Genomic DNA, 16,406 nt, shown 5'->3' with positions numbered 1-16,406 from the left:
GCGCGCCATCGACGACGTACACACGTTGACGAGATGCCCAGGTGGTGAAATTGGTAGACACGCCAGCTTCAGGTGCTGGTGACCTTACGGTCGTGGAAGTTCGAGTCTTCTCCTGGGCACCAATTTCGAGTTTGAGACTAGATCAGTTTCAAGACTCACACAAAACCCGCGAAAGCGGGTTTTTTGCATTCTAGGAAACGGGTTTGTTAAAACTGATTAATTAAAATTAAATCAGGGGTTTACAGATCAAAAAGCGCTCCGTATAGTGCGCCACATCAACAGCGGCAACGCTCGCGATGAATGCCCAGATGGTGAAATTGGTAGACACGCCAGCTTCAGGTGCTGGTGACCTTACGGTCGTGGAAGTTCGAGTCTTCTTCTGGGCACCAATTCAAACTCAAGGTTACGACGTTGAGTTTCCCGAAAACCCGCGAAAGCGGGTTTTTGCGTTTCTGGCCTTTAAAAACCTGCAAGCCTCTGTGGCGAGGGAGCTTGCTCCCGCTGGGATGCGCAGCATTCCTCGCTTTGACTTCAGTCATGCCCCTCTCAGGATTAACGACTGCTACGCAGCCGAGCGGGAGCAAGCTCCCTCGCCACAAATGATCACCAGATCATGCTCTAGCAAACCTCCGCCCTCCCCGCAAGGCGCACTTGAGAAACAATATCGTTTATCATTGTTGCAAGTTTTTGCAATGCGACAGTGAGGAACCCTGCGAATGATGTTTCGAAATACCCTGCGCCGCGGCTTGACCTTCACCCTGCTCGGCCTGGCACTCGCCACTCCCCTCACCCAGGCAGCCGAGGCGGTTTCCCTGACGCTCTACAACGGTCAACACAAGGAAGTCGGCGACGCTATCGCCAAGGCTTTCGAGGCCAAGACCGGCATTCACGTCAACGTACGCAAGGGCAGCAGCAACCAGCTCGCCAGCCAGGTCATCGAAGAAGGCGACCGCTCCCCCGCCGACGTGATCTACACCGAAGAATCTCCGCCGCTGAACAACCTCGGCGAGCAAGGCCTGCTGGCCAAGACCGACGACGCCACGCTGGCCGTGCTGCCCAAGCAATACGTCGCCGGCAACGGCACCTGGATCGGTGTCACCGCGCGGGTTCGCGTGGTTGCCTACAACCCGAAACTGGTCGATGAGAAAGACCTGCCGAAGTCGGTGATGGAATTCTCCGATCCAAAGTGGCAAGGCAAAGTCGGTTTCGTCCCGACCAGCGGCGCATTCCAGGAACAGGCCGTGGCGATCATCAAAATGCACGGTCGCGACGCCGCCGAAGAATGGCTGACCGGCCTGCGCGCTTTCGGCAAGACCTACAGCAACAACATGGTCGCCCTCAAAGCCGTGGAAAACGGCGAAGTCGCCACCGTGCTGGTGAACAACTACTACTGGTTCGCCCTGCAGCGCGAGAAAGGCAAGCTCGACTCGAAACTGCATTACTTTACCGGCGGCGACGTCGGCGGACTGATCACCGTGTCCAGTGCTGCCGTCCTCAAATCCAGTAAACATCCAAAAGAAGCCCAACAATTCCTTGCCTACATGGCCAGCGAAGAAGGTCAGCGCGTGATCACTCAGACCACCGCCGAGTATCCACTGCACAAAGGCATGGAATCGGATCGCGGGCTCAAGCCGTTCAGCGAACTGCAAGCGCCGAACGTGACCCCGGCCGATCTGGGCAACGCCGAAGAAGCGCTGGAGCTGGAACGTGAAGTTGGCCTGAACTGATGGCCGCATCGTTATCCGCCCCCGCCGCGCGCGGGGGTTACGTACCACGACGCAAGCGCCCGTCGATCTGGCTGGTGCTGCCGGTGTTATTGCTGGTGGTCATGAGCCTGTTGCCACTGGCCTATGTCGGCCTGAAAGCCTGGCAGGCCGGCTGGGCGGAGGCGCTGCACTTGCTGTGGCGCCCGTATGTCTTCGGTCTGCTGCGCAACACATTGGCGCTGATGGTTGGTGTAACGCTGACCTGCGGCGTAATCGGCCTGTCGCTGGCGTGGCTGCTGGAGCGCAGCAATCTGCCGGGACGACGCCTGTGGGGCGTTATTCTGTGCCTGCCGTTTGCGGTGCCGGCGTTTGTTAGCAGCTTCACCTGGGTGTCGTTGAGCGCGCAGTTCGAAGGCCTCGGCGGGGCGATTCTGGTGATGAGCCTGTCGAAGTATCCGCTGATCTTTCTGCCGGTCGCGGCGACCCTGCGCAACCTCGATCCGTCCCTTGAAGAGTCGGCTCGCACCTTGGGACAGAATCGCTGGGGGGTGTTTTTCCGCGTCACCCTGCCGCTGCTCTGGCCGTCGCTGCTGGCTGGCTCGCTGCTGATTGCCCTGCACATGCTGGTCGAGTTCGGCGCACTGTCGATCATCGGCCTGCAAACCTTCACCACCGCGATCTATCAGCAATTCGAACTGGAATTCAGCAACGCCAACGCGGCGATGCTCTCGGCGGTGCTGCTCGCGCTGTGTCTGATGCTGTTGTGGCTGGAGCTGCGGGTGCGCGGCAAGGGTCGGCATGTGCGCACTGGCCAGGGCGCGGCACGTCAGGCCGAGCAAGTACGGTTGGGGCCGTGGGCGGTTGTCGGGCAGCTGTATTGCCTGTTGCTGGCGATTATCGGCAGCGGGATTCCGCTGGGCATGCTCGCGTACTGGCTGGCGGTCGGCTCTTCGGCAGCCTTCCCGGTCGCGGCGATCACCGAAGCCCTGCTGTCGTCGCTGGCCTTGTCGCTGGGTGGCGCGGCGCTGTGCCTGCTGCTGGCGGTGCCGGTCGGGCTGCTGGTGGTGCGTTACAAAGGTCAACTGGCGATCTGGGCCGAACGCTTGCCGTATCTGCTCCACGCCTTGCCGGGCCTGGTGATCGCGCTGACGCTGGTGTATTTCGCCCTGCACTACGTGCCGGCGCTGTACCAGACCTCGGCGTTGCTGCTGATCGCTTATGCGCTGCTGTTTCTGCCGTTGGCGCAGGCACCGATTCGCACGGCGCTGAACAAGGCGGCGCCGCAACTGGAAGAAGCGGCCCGCACGCTGGGGGCTTCGTCGTTCACAGCGTTTTGCCGGGTGACCCTGCCGATCATCTTCCCGGCACTGGGCGCGGCGTTTGCGCTGGTGTTTCTGGATGCGATGAAGGAACTGACGGCGACGCTGTTGCTGAGTCCGACCGGGCTGAACACGCTGGCGACGGAAGTGTGGGCGCATACCGCGAATGTCGAGTTTGCGGCGGCAGCGCCTTATGCGGCGCTGTTGATTGTGGTCTCCGGGCTGCCGGTGTATCTGCTGACGACGCGGATGTACCTGAGCCGCTAAAAGATCGCAGCCTGCGGCAGCTTCTACAGGGAAATGCAAATCCCTATGTAGGAGCTGCCGCAGGCTGCGATCTTTTGATTTAAGCCCTGAACTGCCCCAGACTCGCCTTCAACTGCGCCGCCAGCCCATCCAGCACCTTGCCACTGGCCGTGGTCTCCACCACCGCTTGCGCCGCTTTCTCGGCCTGGGCATGAATCGTCTCGACCCGCCCACGCACCGCTTGCGCGCCCTGCGCCTGATGCGCCGCCGCCTGCGTTGCCAGACCGATCGCCGCGTGCACCTGCTCGACCGAAGCCTGCACCGACTGCTGCAACCGCGCGCTGTCGCGTAACACCAGCAGACCTTCGCTGGCCTGACGCCCAGCTTGGCCGATCGCTTCTACCGCCTCACGTGCGCCTTGCTGCAACGCGACGATGTGCGCCTGAATGTCACCGGTCGAGCTTTGCGTCTTGCTTGCCAGCGCACGAACCTCATCAGCGACCACCGCAAATCCGCGCCCGGTTTCACCAGCCCGAGCCGCTTCGATCGCCGCGTTCAGGGCCAGCAGGTTGGTCTGCTCGGCGATGCCGTGAATCACCGTCAGCACCACTTCAATCTGTTCGCTCTGCTGCGCCAGTCGCTCGATGACTTTCGCCCCGGTGTCGACCTGCCCGGCCAGCGCCTCGATCAGGCTGCCGACCTTGGCCGAGGTGCGGGTGTTTTCGTCGGTAGCCTGGCGAATATCCACCACCTGCTTCAACGCCGCCTGCATGGCATGGCTTTCCGACTGTGCCTCATCAGCCATTTGCGACAACGCACGCAAACTTTCCGCAACCTCGTCGCGTTGCATCCCGGCCGCCGCATCGGCACCGGCATTGCGCAGGGTCATGGCGCCGATTTCCACGCCGGTACGCTGGGCCACGTCGCCCGCCTCGCGCACGATCGGCTGCAACTTATCCACAAAGCGATTGACCGCCGAGGCCATGTCGCCGATTTCGTCCTTACTGTTGATCTGCACGCGCTTGGTCAGATCGCCCTCACCTGCCGCCAGATCGTCCATCGCCGCGTTGAGCATCTTCAGGCGATTGACCACCCGGTGCCCGAGCACCACGGCCAGCAACAACAGCACGCCGCAGCCGACCAGCGCCAGGCCCATGCCGATGCGCCAGCGCAAGGTTGCGGCGGCGTCCTGCACGGTGCTGGTGGTGTTGGCTTTCATTTCGGCAGCGGTGGATTGCGCCGACTGCAGGCGCGCACGCATCGCGCTGGCGCTGTCAGCAGCAGCACCCTTGAGGCTGTCGCCGACCAGTTGATCACTGCTGGCGATCAGCGCCGAGAAGCGCTGGTCGAGCGCGGCCAGATCGGTGTCCACCGAAGCGGTCGAGACGCCCATCAACACCTTGCCGATTTCCACGCCGTTGGGATTGATCGAGGCTTCGAGGTAGTAAACCGACGGATCGTTTTTCGCCGCGTCCAGCACCTTGTCCAGCGCGCGCTCGCCCTGGCCTTTTTCCAGCAAGGCCTTGTTGATCGGATTTTCGCGGTTGAGGTAACGCGTCAGGTGTTGACCGGTGGCATCGTCGTAAACCACGAACAACACGTTGGGATTGCGCTGGGCGCGGCGGGCGAACTCCGACAGGGTCGGTACGTCGCTGTCCCACATGGCGCGCGGCGCCACCGAAGCGAGCAACTGGGCCATGTCATTGGCCGAGTCCTTGAGGTCCTTTTCCAGTGTCGTACGCAATTGCGCCTGCTCTTCCTTCAGGCGGGAAGACAGGCCGGCGGTCAGACGCTGCCGGGTACTTGAGGAAAGGTTATCGAGGCTTGAGGTGACTTCACGCCCGGCCTGCTCCAGCTCGCCGGAGAGCTTTTGGCTGTCAGCGCCCAGACGAGTGCCGAGATCGGCTTCCAGCGCCGTGACCGTGCTTCGTGTCAGGGCGACTGCCACCAGCACTTGCACCAAAAGGGCGATACCAAGGGTAACGAACACGGGCCGCAACAAACGGCTTTGTAACAGTGAGAGAACGGCCGACACTGTGAATCCCTCTACTTCTGACGCCATTAATTTGATGGCACTCTTGTAGGAAGATTTACAGCAAAGGTCATGCCGTCCAACAGGCATAAACGACAAAGGCCCCGATTAAGGGGCCTTTGTTTTTTACATCAACGACTTATCCAGCGAACGGATGGCGCAGAACGATGGTTTCGTTGCGATCCGGGCCCGTCGAAATAATGTCGATCGGCGCGCCGATCAACTCTTCAACGCGTTTGATGTAGGCACGAGCGTTAGCTGGCAGCTCTTCCAGGGTTTTGGCACCCACGGTCGATTCGGTCCAGCCCGGCACTTCTTCGTACACAGGCTGCAGGCCCACGTAGCTGTCAGCGTCGGTCGGCGCCACGGCATTGCCTTGCGCGTCCTTGTAGCCGGTGCAGATGTTGATGGTTTCCAGGCCATCGAGGACGTCCAGCTTGGTCAGGCAGATGCCCGAGATGCTGTTCACATCGATCGCGCGACGCAGGATAACGGCGTCGAACCAGCCGCAACGACGGGCACGGCCGGTGGTAGCGCCGAACTCGTGACCTTGCTTGGCCAGGTGCGCACCCACGTCGTCGAACAACTCAGTCGGGAATGGACCCGAACCGACGCGAGTGGTGTAAGCCTTGGTGATGCCCAGGATGTAGTCGAGGAACATCGGACCAACGCCCGAACCGGTCGCCACGCCACCTGCGGTGGTGTTGGAGCTGGTCACGTACGGGTAGGTACCGTGGTCGATGTCGAGCAACGAACCCTGGGCGCCTTCGAACATGATGTCTTTGCCGGCGCGACGCAGGTCGTGCAGCTCGGCAGTCACATCGAGCATAAGCGGCTTGAGCAGCTCGGCGTATTCCTTGCACTCGGCCAAGGTCTTTTCGAACTCGATGGCCGGCTCTTTGTAGTAACCGACCAGCATGAAGTTGTGGTAATCCACCAGTTCACGCAGCTTGTCTTCGAAGCGCGGCATGTTCAGCAGGTCGCCCACGCGCAGACCACGGCGTGCAACCTTGTCTTCATAAGCCGGGCCGATGCCGCGACCGGTAGTACCGATCTTCAGCTCGCCGCGGGCTTTTTCACGAGCCTGGTCCAGCGCCACGTGGAAGGACAGGATCAGCGGGCAGGACGGGCTGATACGCAGGCGCTCGCGCACCGGTACGCCTTTCTCTTCCAGCTTGGTGATCTCACGCAGCAGGGCGTCAGGTGCAACCACCACGCCGTTGCCGATCAGGCACTGCACGCCTTCGCGCAGCACGCCCGACGGGATCAGGTGCAAGACGGTTTTCTCGCCGTCGATCACCAGGGTGTGGCCAGCGTTGTGGCCACCTTGGTAGCGCACTACGGCGGCAGCATGTTCGGTCAGCAGATCAACGATCTTGCCTTTGCCCTCATCACCCCATTGGGTGCCCAGGACTACGACATTCTTACCCATAACACTTGTCCTCATTCGCGCAAACTTGGTGCCGGCGATGGCCGGCAGGAAAACTCAAGAAGCCAGTGGCGATACTTGCCAAAGCCCGTTCTGCTGAATCAATTGCCGGTCGCAGTCCGCATCACGGGCGGCGGCCAAAGGTTGTCCAGGCAACGCCTGAACGACACGCTGACCCTCACTGCGCAACTGGCAAACCTGCTGCCAGAGTGCCGCATCCGTACTGTCAGGCATCCAGATACCGCCAGACGGTAGCTCGATCTCAGCACGCCCCAGGGTCACCAGGGTTTTCAAATCGGTAGAGAAGCCGGTCGCCGGACGGGCGCGACCGAAGTCGGCACCGATGTCGTCGTAACGACCGCCCTGAGCGATGGACTGGCCCACGCCCGGGACAAACACCGCGAACACCACACCGGTGTGGTAGTGGTAGCCGCGCAGCTCGCCAAGGTCGAAGTACAGCGGCAGCTCCGGGAAACGCGCCGCCAGACGATCGGCGATCTCCAGCAAATCTTCCAGCGCCGCCAGCACCGGCGCCGGCGCATTGGCCAGACGCTCACGAGCGGCGGTCAGCACTTCACGGCCGCCACACAGGTCGACCAGCGCCCGCAGCATGCCGGACAGATCGGCCGGCAGGCCTTCGGTCAGGGTAATGACCTCGTCGATGGCCTTGCGTTGCAATGCATCGAACAACTGCTGCTCGACTTCACCGGACAGACCGGCGGCACGCGCCAGACCACGGTAGATGCCGACATGGCCAAGGTCCATATGCACATCCGGCACATCGGCCAGTTGCAGCATGGCCAGCATCAGGCTGATGACTTCCACGTCGCTGCTCGGGCTGGCATCGCCGTACAGCTCGGCACCCAACTGGATCGGGCTGCGCGAGGACGACAGTGCACGCGGCTGGGCATGCAGCACGCTGCCGGCGTAGCACAGACGGCTCGGACCTTCGCGACGCAGGGTGTGCGCATCGATGCGCGCCACTTGCGGCGTGATGTCGGCACGGAACCCCATCTGCCGACCCGACTGTGGGTCGATGACCTTGAAGGTACGCAGATCCAGGTCCTGGCCCGCACCGGTCAGCAGGGATTCCAGGTACTCGATATGGGGAGTCACGACAAACTCGTAACCCCAGCTCTGGAACAGATCCAACACCTGACGACGCGCGACTTCAATGCGCGCCGCTTCCGGTGGCAGTACTTCTTCGATGCCATCTGGCAGCAGCCAGCGGTCTACCGTTGCCATTACGCCATTCCCCTTTGATCCGGGCGGCCAGCCTGCGGGCGAGCCTTGAGTGAAGCAGAAAATGACCGATCCGTTCAAAACGCACGCGCATGAACGACGCGGCGAAAGGCCTGTTACCGGCTTCGCCCATCACTTTCCTCGAAAAACGCTCGGGCCATTCAACCCGATGCCTGCAACAAAAAACAGCAATCAAACGTGCAGACGCAAAAAAGCCGGGAATTTCCCGGCTGCCGCATCATACACACGTTTTCCCAAAGGATCACCCCGCCCGAGGTTTTAGCCGCCGGGCGGAGTAATTCAGGTCAACGTCGTATCAAGGCTTGGACTTTTCCAGGTAATGGAAGAAGTCGCTGCTTGGGTCGAGAACCATGACGTCGGATTTGTTCGCGAAGCTTTCACGGTAGGCACGCAGGCTACGGTAAAAACCGTAGAACTCCTGATCCTGACCGTAGGCCTTGGAGTAGATCGCAGCGGCCTGGGCATCACCGTCACCGCGAATCTCTTCGGATTCACGATAGGCTTCAGCCAGCAGCACGCGGCGTTGACGATCGGCGTCGGCACGGATGCCTTCGGCCAGTTCGTTACCCTTGGCGCGGTGCTCGCGAGCCTCACGCTCACGTTCGGTGCTCATACGCTCGAACACGCTGCGGTTCACTTCCTTCGGCAGATCGATGGCCTTGACCCGAACATCGACCACTTCGATACCCAGCTCTTTTTCCGCCATCTTGTTCAGCGACGCGGTGATATCAGCCATCAATGCGTCACGCTCACCCGACACCACTTCGTGCAGGGTGCGCTTGCCGAACTGGTCACGCAGACCGGATTCCAGACGACGGGACAGACGCTCGTCGGCGATTTGCTTGAGGCCAGAAGTCGCGGTGTAGAAGCGCTCGGCATCTTTCACCCGCCACTTGGCGTAGGCATCGACCATCACGGCTTTCTTTTCCAGGGTCAGGAAGCGTTGTGTCGGTGCATCCAGCGTCATCAGACGTGCGTCAAATTTACGCACCTGGTTAACGTAAGGCACTTTCACATGCAGGCCCGGCTGGACATCAGCCTGAACCACCCGACCGAACTGCAGCAGCACCGCACGCTCGGTCTGAGCGACGATGTAGAAGCAGTTCCAGCCCACCAGCACCACGACAACGCCAACGATCAGGGCGATCAGCGATTTATTGCTCATCAGCGGGTCTCCCTTGTACGTGTCTGCGGCAGGTCAGTGACATGCGGCGTGACGTCCGTGTTGTTGCTGGCGGCAGCCGAACCGGTGACCGGTGCATTGCTGCCCGAACTGTTCTGGATCATTTTGTCCAACGGCAGGTAAAGCAGGTTGCTCTGGCCATTCTTGTTACCGGTCACGAGTACCTTGCTGGTGTTGCTGAAGACTTCCTGCATGGTGTCCAGATACAGACGCTGGCGGGTGACTTCAGGGGCCTTGCGATACTCGGCGACCAGTTTGGTAAAGCGATCCGCCTCACCCTTGGCGCGCGAGACCGTCTCGTCGCGGTAACCGTTGGCATCCTCGAGGATGCGCTGGGCCTGACCACGGGCTTCCGGCACCACGCCGTTGGCGTAGGTTTCCGCCTGGTTGCGCGAACGCTGCTCGTCTTCACGGGCGCGGATCACGTCGTCGAAGGCTTCCTGCACTTCACGCGGTGCCGCTGCGCTCTGTACGTTGACCTGGGTGACGGTGATACCGGTGCGATAGGTATCGAGGAAACGTTGCAGACGCTCCTTGATTTCGCTGGCCATCAATTCACGACCTTCGGTCAGCACCTGGTCCATGGCGGTCGAACCCACCACGTGGCGCAGGGCGCTGTCTGTCGCATGCTGCAGGCTGATTTCCGGCTGATCGACGTTCAGCACGAAGTCCTGCAGGTTGCTGATCTTGTACTGCACGGTCAGCGGCACTTCGACGATGTTCTCGTCTTCGGTCAGCATCTGGCCCTGCTTGGTGTAGGCACGCTCACGCGTGACGTTTTCCATGTACTTCTTGTCGATCGGCGGGAAGTAGATGTTCAGGCCGGGGCCGACAGTCTCGTAGTACTTGCCGAAGCGCAGCACCACGGCTTGCTCCTGCTCGTCGACCACATAGACCGCGCTGTACAGCCAGACAGCCGCCAGCACCACGAGGCCGATGCCGAGCAGACCGCCGAAGCCGCCACCACTCCTGCCCGAACCACCGCCGTCATCACCACCGCGTTTCTTACCACCACCGAACAACCCGTTCAGGCTTTCCTGCAGCTTTCGGAAGGCCTCGTCGAGATCCGGTGGCCCCTTGCGGTCGCCGTTATTGCGGCGCTTGCCACCCCAAGGATCCTGATTATTCGAGTTGCCACCCGGCTCATTCCAAGCCATAGCGCTCTCCATCTGATAAAGCAAAGACGCACCCACGGCGCGCCGACCAATGCTACAGAATGCCTGCCGTTACGGCACAACCGCTTTGCCAGGCTTTTATTGCAAAGTGTGTTGCTCGATGAATTCCATCGGCTGCAATCCTTCGCGGCTTACCAGTCGATTCAACTCGACCCGGGGCAAACGAACGGCCAGCAGGCAGATGCCTTCTTCGTCATGCTCTTCTTTCTGTACCGCACCGAGTTCGAAGAACTGCGCACGCAGTCGAGCGAACCGTTGCGGCAAGCGCAATGTGCCCACAAACAAATCACTGCCCAGCAACTCGGCAATGGCTTGTTCGAGCAGTTCCAGACCCGTGCCATCACGCGCCGACAGCCAGACCCGCTGCGGTTTGCCGTCGGCATCGCGCTGGATCTGTGGCTCAACGCCTTCAAGCAAATCGAGTTTGTTGTATACCTCAAGGATCGGCAAGTCCTGGGCTCCGATCTCGCCCAGCACCACCATCACCTGCTCGATCTGCAGCATGCGATCCGGTTCGGCCGCATCGATCACGTGCAACAGCAGGTCGGAATTGCTCGACTCTTCGAGCGTAGACCGAAATGCCTCGACCAGCTTGTGCGGCAAGTGCCGAATGAAACCTACCGTGTCAGCCAGCACGATCGGCCCCAGATCGTCCAGTTCCAGGCGGCGCAGGGTCGGGTCCAGGGTGGCGAACAACTGGTCGGCCGCGTACACCTCGGATTTGGTCACGTTATTGAACAGCGTGGATTTGCCGGCGTTGGTATAGCCCACCAGAGACACGGTAGGGATATCCGCACGGGAACGGCCGCGTCGCGATTGCTCGCGCTGGCTGCGCACTTTTTCCAGACGGCCCTTGATCTGACGCAGACGAACCCGCAGCAGACGCCGGTCGGTTTCGAGCTGGGTTTCACCCGGGCCACGCATGCCGATACCGCCACCCTGACGCTCAAGGTGAGTCCAGCCGCGAACCAGGCGGGTGCTCATGTGATCAAGCTGGGCCAGTTCTACCTGGAGCTTGCCTTCATGGGTACGGGCGCGCTGGGCGAAGATATCGAGAATCAGGCCGGTACGGTCGATCACGCGACACTCGAAAACACGTTCGAGGTTACGTTCCTGACTGGGCGTGAGAATGTGATTGAAAATCACCAGATCGGCCTTTTCGGCATGGACCAGGTCGCGTAATTCCTCGACCTTGCCGCTGCCAATCAGGAATTTGGCGGTTGGCCGATGACGCGGTACGTTAAAAAACGCAACGGTCTCGGCGCCCGCCGAATTAGCCAATTCCTGAAACTCCTGCGGATCTTCGCGCGCCTCAGGGTCCTGACCTTCCAAGTGAACGAGGATGACTCGCTCACCACCACCGTGGCGCTCAAAGAACAAAGGAGACTCCTATCAGGCGTTACCTGGCTCAGCGTCACCTGCATCGGATTCGGTTGCGCTAGGCAGACGAATTGGACGTACTGGCACGACTGTCGAGATAGCGTGTTTGTAAACCATCTGGCTGACGGTGTTTTTCAGCAGGATAACGAACTGGTCGAACGACTCGATCGTGCCTTGCAGTTTGATACCGTTGACCAGGTAGATGGAAACCCCAACTTTCTCTTTACGTAAAGTATTCAAGTAAGGGTCTTGTAGCGAATGCCCTTTTGACATGTGCCGCACTCCTTTAAGGATTCAATAATAAAAATAGGTAATTCAGATGGCTTTGGCCGCCACACCCCCAAGGATAGACGGCAATTGCAAGGACTCAGCTCAATATGGAGATGGTCCCAAGGTATTTCAAGGCGCGTGGCAGATTGTCGCAATCAAGACTGTCCAGCCAGTGCAGTTCTTCCCAGCTGCGCAGCCAGGTGAACTGGCGCTTGGCCAATTGACGCGTGGCAATGATGCCGCGTTCCTGCATTTCAGCTAACGACAGCTTGCCATCCAGGTAGTCCCAGACTTGGCGGTAGCCTACCGCACGTATAGACGGCAACCCGGAATGCAGGTCACTTCTTTTACGCAGGGCTACGACCTCGTCGATGAACCCCTGTTCCAGCATATTTGTGAATCTTTGTTTAATGCGCTCGTGCAGTACCTGGCGATTTGCCGGAGCAATGGCCAAGTTCGCGACAGTATAGGGCAATTGTTGCCGTCCCGAAGCGGCTGCTTCAGTACTTTGCGCAGATTGTTGCTGACGCAGGGCAGTCATGCTCTGACCGCTGACCCGATAAACCTCCAGCGCCCGACTCAGGCGCTGCGGATCGTTCGGGTGAATCCGTGCTGCCGACACCGGGTCGATGATCGCCAATTGATCGTGCAGGGCTTGCCAGCCAAGGCGTGCAGCTTCTTCTTCGATCTGCGCACGGACCTCGGGATCCGCCGCCGGCATGTCCGCCAGGCCTTCAACCAACGCCTTGTAATAAAGCATGGTGCCGCCCACCAGCAGCGGAATTTTCCCGCGTGCGGTGATCTCGGCCATGGCTTGCAGGGCATCACGACGGAAATCTGCTGCCGAATAGGCTTCAGCCGGATCGAGAATGTCGATCAGCCGGTGCGGAAACTCGGCCAGCAGTTCTTTCGATGGCTTGGCGGTACCGATGTCCATGCCGCGATAGACCAGCGCCGAGTCGACGCTGATCAACTCGCACGGCAGCACCTTGGTCAGCTCGATGGCCAGGTCGGTCTTGCCCGCAGCGGTCGGGCCCATCAGAAAAATCGCTGGAGGAAGCTGGCTCATCAACGACCGCGCAGGAACAGTTTGTCCAGATCGTCCAGGCCCAATTGGGTCCAGGTCGGTCGGCCATGGTTGCATTGACCGCTGCGCTCGGTGTTTTCCATGTCACGCAGCAGACCATTCATTTCCGGCAGGGCCAGGCGCCGGTTGGCGCGGATCGCGCCGTGGCAGGCCATGGTGCCGAGCAGCTCGTTCAGGTGCGCCTGAATCCGGTCGCTGGTGCCGTATTCCATCAAGTCCGACAGCACGTCACCCACCAGCCGATTGGCCTCGGCCTGCTTGAGCAGGGCCGGAATCTGGCGGATTGCCAATGTTTCCGGGCCCAGACGCTGCAGCTCGAAGCCCAGACGCTGGAACCATGCGGCATGTTCTTCGGCGCAATCGGCTTCACGCTGACTGACCGCCAGTGACTCCGGCACCAGCAACGGCTGGCCACTGAGACCTTCGCTGGCCATGGCGATTTTCAGGCGTTCGTACATGATCCGCTCGTGCGCGGCGTGCATGTCCACCAGCACCAGCCCCTGAGCGTTCTCGGACAGAATGTAGATGCCCTTGAGCTGCGCCAGCGCGTAACCGAGCGGCGGAATATCTTCCTGACCGGCCGGCAACGCATTGGCATTCGCTTCAGGCAACGGTGCGAAGAACTCGCGGTAAGCGGCTTGCGCCTCGGCGGCCGGTACAGCCGATTGCGGACGCGGTGTGTACTGATACTGATAAGCGCCGCCAGCGCTGGCGCCCGACGAAGTATTGAACGCCGGTTGCGCCTGCGGCTGCTCCAGCAGCGCGTTGGCCGCCAGACGCATTTCGCCCTGCGGGCCGAACTCGCCGGCCTCAATACCCGTTGGACGCACGACGGCAGTGGTGACAGAACCGGCCAGCTGATCTTCCGGACGCACATCGCCCAACGCGCGGTGCAACGTGCCGTAAAGGAAGTCATGCACCATGCGCCCATCACGGAAGCGCACTTCGTGTTTGGTAGGGTGCACGTTGACGTCCACCGCCGCCGGATCGACCTCGAAAAACAGCGCAAAGGTCGGATGACGACCGTTGAACAGCACATCGCGATAAGCCTGACGCACCGCGTGGGCCACCAGCTTGTCGCGCACCGCCCGGCCGTTCACGAAGAAATACTGCAAGTCCGCCTGGCTGCGGTTGAAGGTCGGCAACCCGACCCAGCCCCACAGGTGCAGACCATTGCGTTCGATCTCGATCGGCAGCGCCTGTTCAAGGAAGCCCGAACCGCAGATCGCCGCCACACGCCGGGCACGGGCCGCGTCATCGTGAGCCTCGTGCAGGCTGAGGATGGTCTTGCCGTTGTGGCGTAGATGGAAAGCTACGTCGAAACGCGCCAGCGCCAGACGCTTGATCACTTCTTGCAGGTGATCGAATTCGGTTTTTTCGGTCTTGAGAAACTTGCGCCGCGCCGGGGTGTTGAAGAACAGATCGCGCACTTCCACCGACGTACCGACCGGATGCGCCGCCGGCTGCACCCGAGGCGCCATGTCGCGACCTTCGGTTTCGACCTGCCAGGCCTGATCGGCGTCGCGGGTGCGCGAGGTCAGGGTCAGGCGTGCCACGGAGCTGATCGACGCCAGTGCTTCACCACGAAAGCCCAGGCTCATCACCTGCTCGAGGTCTTCGAGATTGCGAATCTTGCTGGTGGCGTGACGGGCCAGCGCCAACGGCAGGTCGTCGGCGGAAATGCCGCTGCCGTCGTCACGTACCCGCAGCAGCTTGACGCCGCCCTGCTCGACATCGACGTCGATGCGTTTTGCGCCGGAGTCGAGACTGTTTTCCAGCAACTCCTTGATCACCGAGGCCGGGCGCTCGACCACCTCGCCGGCGGCGATCTGGTTCGCCAGCCGCGGGCTGAGCAGTTCGATGCGTGCGGCGTTCAACACCTGGTTCATTCTTTGGACGCCAGTTCGGTGCCGGGAATGGTCAGGTGCTGGCCAATCTTCAGCTCATCGCTGCTGAGGTTGTTGGCACTGCGCAGCGTCGCGGGGGACACCTGATAACGCACGGCGATCATCGCCAGCGTCTCGCCCGGACTCACGCGGTGATCGCGCGGCCCCTGGGCAATCTTGCCGGAGTCACGCAGCCAGGCAATATAAGTGCCCGGTGGCGGGTTCTGCTGGAAGAACTGGCGCACGCCGCTGCTGATCGAACGCGCCAGCGCCTGCTGGTGGCTCGATGCCGAAAGCTTGTTCGCTTCGTTGGCGTTGGAGATAAATCCGGTTTCGACGAGGATCGACGGGATGTCCGGCGACTTCAGCACCATGAACCCGGCCTGCTCCACGCGCTGTTTGTGCAACGGGGTCACGCGACCAATGTTGGTCAGGACTTTCTGGCCGACGTTGAGGCTGGAGGTCAGCGAGGCGGTCATCGACAGGTCGAGCAGCACGCCGGCCAGCATGCGGTCCTTGTCGTCGAGGCTGACGTTGCCGGCACCACCGATCAGGTCGGAACGGTTTTCGCTGTCGGCCAGCCAACGGGCAGTCTCCGATGTCGCGCCGCGATCAGACAGAGCAAACACCGAGGCGCCGAAAGCTGCTGCAGACGGCGCGGCGTCGGCATGGATCGAAACGAACAGATCGGCGCCCTTTTTGCGGGCGATTTCGGTACGGCCGCGCAACGGGATGAAGTAGTCACCGGTACGGGTCAGCTCGGCGCGGAAACCTTTCATGCCGTTGACCTGACGCTGCAGCTCGCGGGCGATCTGCAGTACCACGTCTTTCTCACGCTGGCCGCGCGAGCCGGACGCACCCGGGTCTTCACCACCGTGACCGGCGTCGATCACCACAATGATGTCGCGCTTGCCGGCCGGGGCCGGTGGCAACTTGATCGCCGGTTCCGAAGGCGTTACCGGCACTGCTGGCACGGTGGCGACTGACGGTGTCGGGGCAGGCGGCGGCGCGGCATCGGCCGGGTTGTCGAACAGATCGACTACCAGACGGTTGCCGTATTGCGCGTTCGGCGCCAGCGAGAAACTTTTCGGGGTGACGGCTTTTTTCAGGTCGATGACCACCCGCAGGTCGGTCGGCGTGCGCTGGGCCGAGCGCATTGCGGTGATTGGCGTGTTGGCGGTCGAGACCTTCAATGGCGCACCCAGAGTGGCGCCGTTGATGTCGATCACCAGCCGATCCGGTGCGGTCAGGGTGAAGACGCTGTGCTGCACCGGGCCGCTCAGGTCGAAGACCAGTCGCGTGTTGTCCGGCGCCCGCCACAGGCGCACGCTGTTGACCTTTGTCTCGGCCACAGCGTTGACGGTCACTGCCATCAACATCAGTCCAACGGCAGCCACCAACGCGCGAAAGCGCATACCTAACCCCATCAT

12 protein-coding genes and 2 tRNA genes are annotated in these 16,406 nt (G+C 61.2%); 4 read left to right on the top strand and 10 right to left on the bottom strand.

The window, feature by feature from the left end:
- The first annotated feature begins 35 nt into the window (after window positions 1-35).
- The 4 genes from ACU680_RS12765 to ACU680_RS12750 all read left to right on the top strand — a co-directional run bounded on the left by ACU680_RS12765 (window position 36) and on the right by ACU680_RS12750 (window position 3,292).
- Window positions 36-122, top strand: a tRNA-Leu gene (locus ACU680_RS12765).
- A gap of 180 nt (window positions 123-302) precedes the next feature.
- Window positions 303-389 (top strand) — tRNA-Leu (locus ACU680_RS12760).
- A 327-nt stretch (window positions 390-716) separates the two neighbouring features.
- Window positions 717-1,727 (top strand): extracellular solute-binding protein, encoded by a 1,011-nt coding sequence (locus tag ACU680_RS12755; RefSeq protein ID WP_367082810.1) that lies wholly within the window; start codon window positions 717-719, stop codon window positions 1,725-1,727.
- The gene (locus ACU680_RS12750) at window positions 1,727-3,292 is read left to right on the top strand and encodes an ABC transporter permease (RefSeq protein WP_367082808.1); all 1,566 of its coding nucleotides are present in this window, start codon (window positions 1,727-1,729) and stop codon (window positions 3,290-3,292) included. Before ACU680_RS12755 ends, ACU680_RS12750 begins: the two co-directional genes overlap by 1 nt.
- A gap of 79 nt (window positions 3,293-3,371) precedes the next feature.
- Here ACU680_RS12750 and ACU680_RS12745 read toward each other — a convergent pair whose 3' ends face one another.
- From ACU680_RS12745 to ACU680_RS12700, 10 genes are all read right to left on the bottom strand, one after another.
- A complete protein-coding gene (locus tag ACU680_RS12745) occupies window positions 3,372-5,306 on the bottom strand; it encodes a methyl-accepting chemotaxis protein (RefSeq protein ID WP_007967441.1) in 1,935 nt (644 codons plus the stop codon).
- A 136-nt stretch (window positions 5,307-5,442) separates the two neighbouring features.
- The gene (locus tag ACU680_RS12740) at window positions 5,443-6,735 is read right to left on the bottom strand and encodes an adenylosuccinate synthase (protein ID WP_367082805.1); all 1,293 of its coding nucleotides are present in this window, start codon (window positions 6,733-6,735) and stop codon (window positions 5,443-5,445) included.
- Window positions 6,736-6,789: 54 nt separating this feature from the next.
- Window positions 6,790-7,977, bottom strand: a complete 1,188-nt coding sequence (locus ACU680_RS12735) for an ATP phosphoribosyltransferase regulatory subunit (RefSeq protein WP_103522565.1) — start codon at window positions 7,975-7,977, stop codon at window positions 6,790-6,792.
- Window positions 7,978-8,290: 313 nt separating this feature from the next.
- The gene (hflC, locus tag ACU680_RS12730; RefSeq protein WP_007967437.1) at window positions 8,291-9,160 is read right to left on the bottom strand and encodes a protease modulator HflC; all 870 of its coding nucleotides are present in this window, start codon (window positions 9,158-9,160) and stop codon (window positions 8,291-8,293) included.
- Window positions 9,160-10,335, bottom strand: coding sequence for an FtsH protease activity modulator HflK (gene hflK / locus ACU680_RS12725; RefSeq protein WP_108592146.1), 1,176 nt, complete (start codon window positions 10,333-10,335; stop codon window positions 9,160-9,162). Before hflK ends, hflC begins: the two co-directional genes overlap by 1 nt.
- Window positions 10,336-10,431: 96 nt before the next feature.
- Window positions 10,432-11,733 carry a ribosome rescue GTPase HflX gene (gene hflX, locus ACU680_RS12720; RefSeq protein ID WP_003221114.1) on the bottom strand — a complete coding sequence of 434 codons (1,302 nt, stop codon included), beginning with the start codon at window positions 11,731-11,733 and terminating at the stop codon, window positions 10,432-10,434.
- A 12-nt stretch (window positions 11,734-11,745) separates the two neighbouring features.
- A complete protein-coding gene (hfq, locus tag ACU680_RS12715; RefSeq protein WP_003221112.1) occupies window positions 11,746-12,006 on the bottom strand; it encodes an RNA chaperone Hfq in 261 nt (86 codons plus the stop codon).
- A 94-nt stretch (window positions 12,007-12,100) separates the two neighbouring features.
- Window positions 12,101-13,072 carry a tRNA (adenosine(37)-N6)-dimethylallyltransferase MiaA gene (gene miaA / locus ACU680_RS12710; RefSeq protein WP_367082803.1) on the bottom strand — a complete coding sequence of 324 codons (972 nt, stop codon included), beginning with the start codon at window positions 13,070-13,072 and terminating at the stop codon, window positions 12,101-12,103.
- On the bottom strand, window positions 13,072-14,970 hold the full coding sequence (mutL, locus tag ACU680_RS12705) for a DNA mismatch repair endonuclease MutL (protein WP_225138893.1): 1,899 nt from the start codon (window positions 14,968-14,970) through the stop codon (window positions 13,072-13,074). The genes miaA and mutL overlap by 1 nt, the downstream gene beginning before the upstream one ends.
- Before the next feature lie 5 nt (window positions 14,971-14,975).
- The gene (locus ACU680_RS12700; RefSeq protein ID WP_371260346.1) at window positions 14,976-16,355 is read right to left on the bottom strand and encodes an N-acetylmuramoyl-L-alanine amidase; all 1,380 of its coding nucleotides are present in this window, start codon (window positions 16,353-16,355) and stop codon (window positions 14,976-14,978) included.
- Window positions 16,356-16,406: the final 51 nt, after the last annotated feature.

The sequence above is a fragment of the Pseudomonas sp. LF020 genome (assembly GCF_053456425.1).
This window is presented reverse-complemented; position numbering and strand designations above follow the sequence as displayed.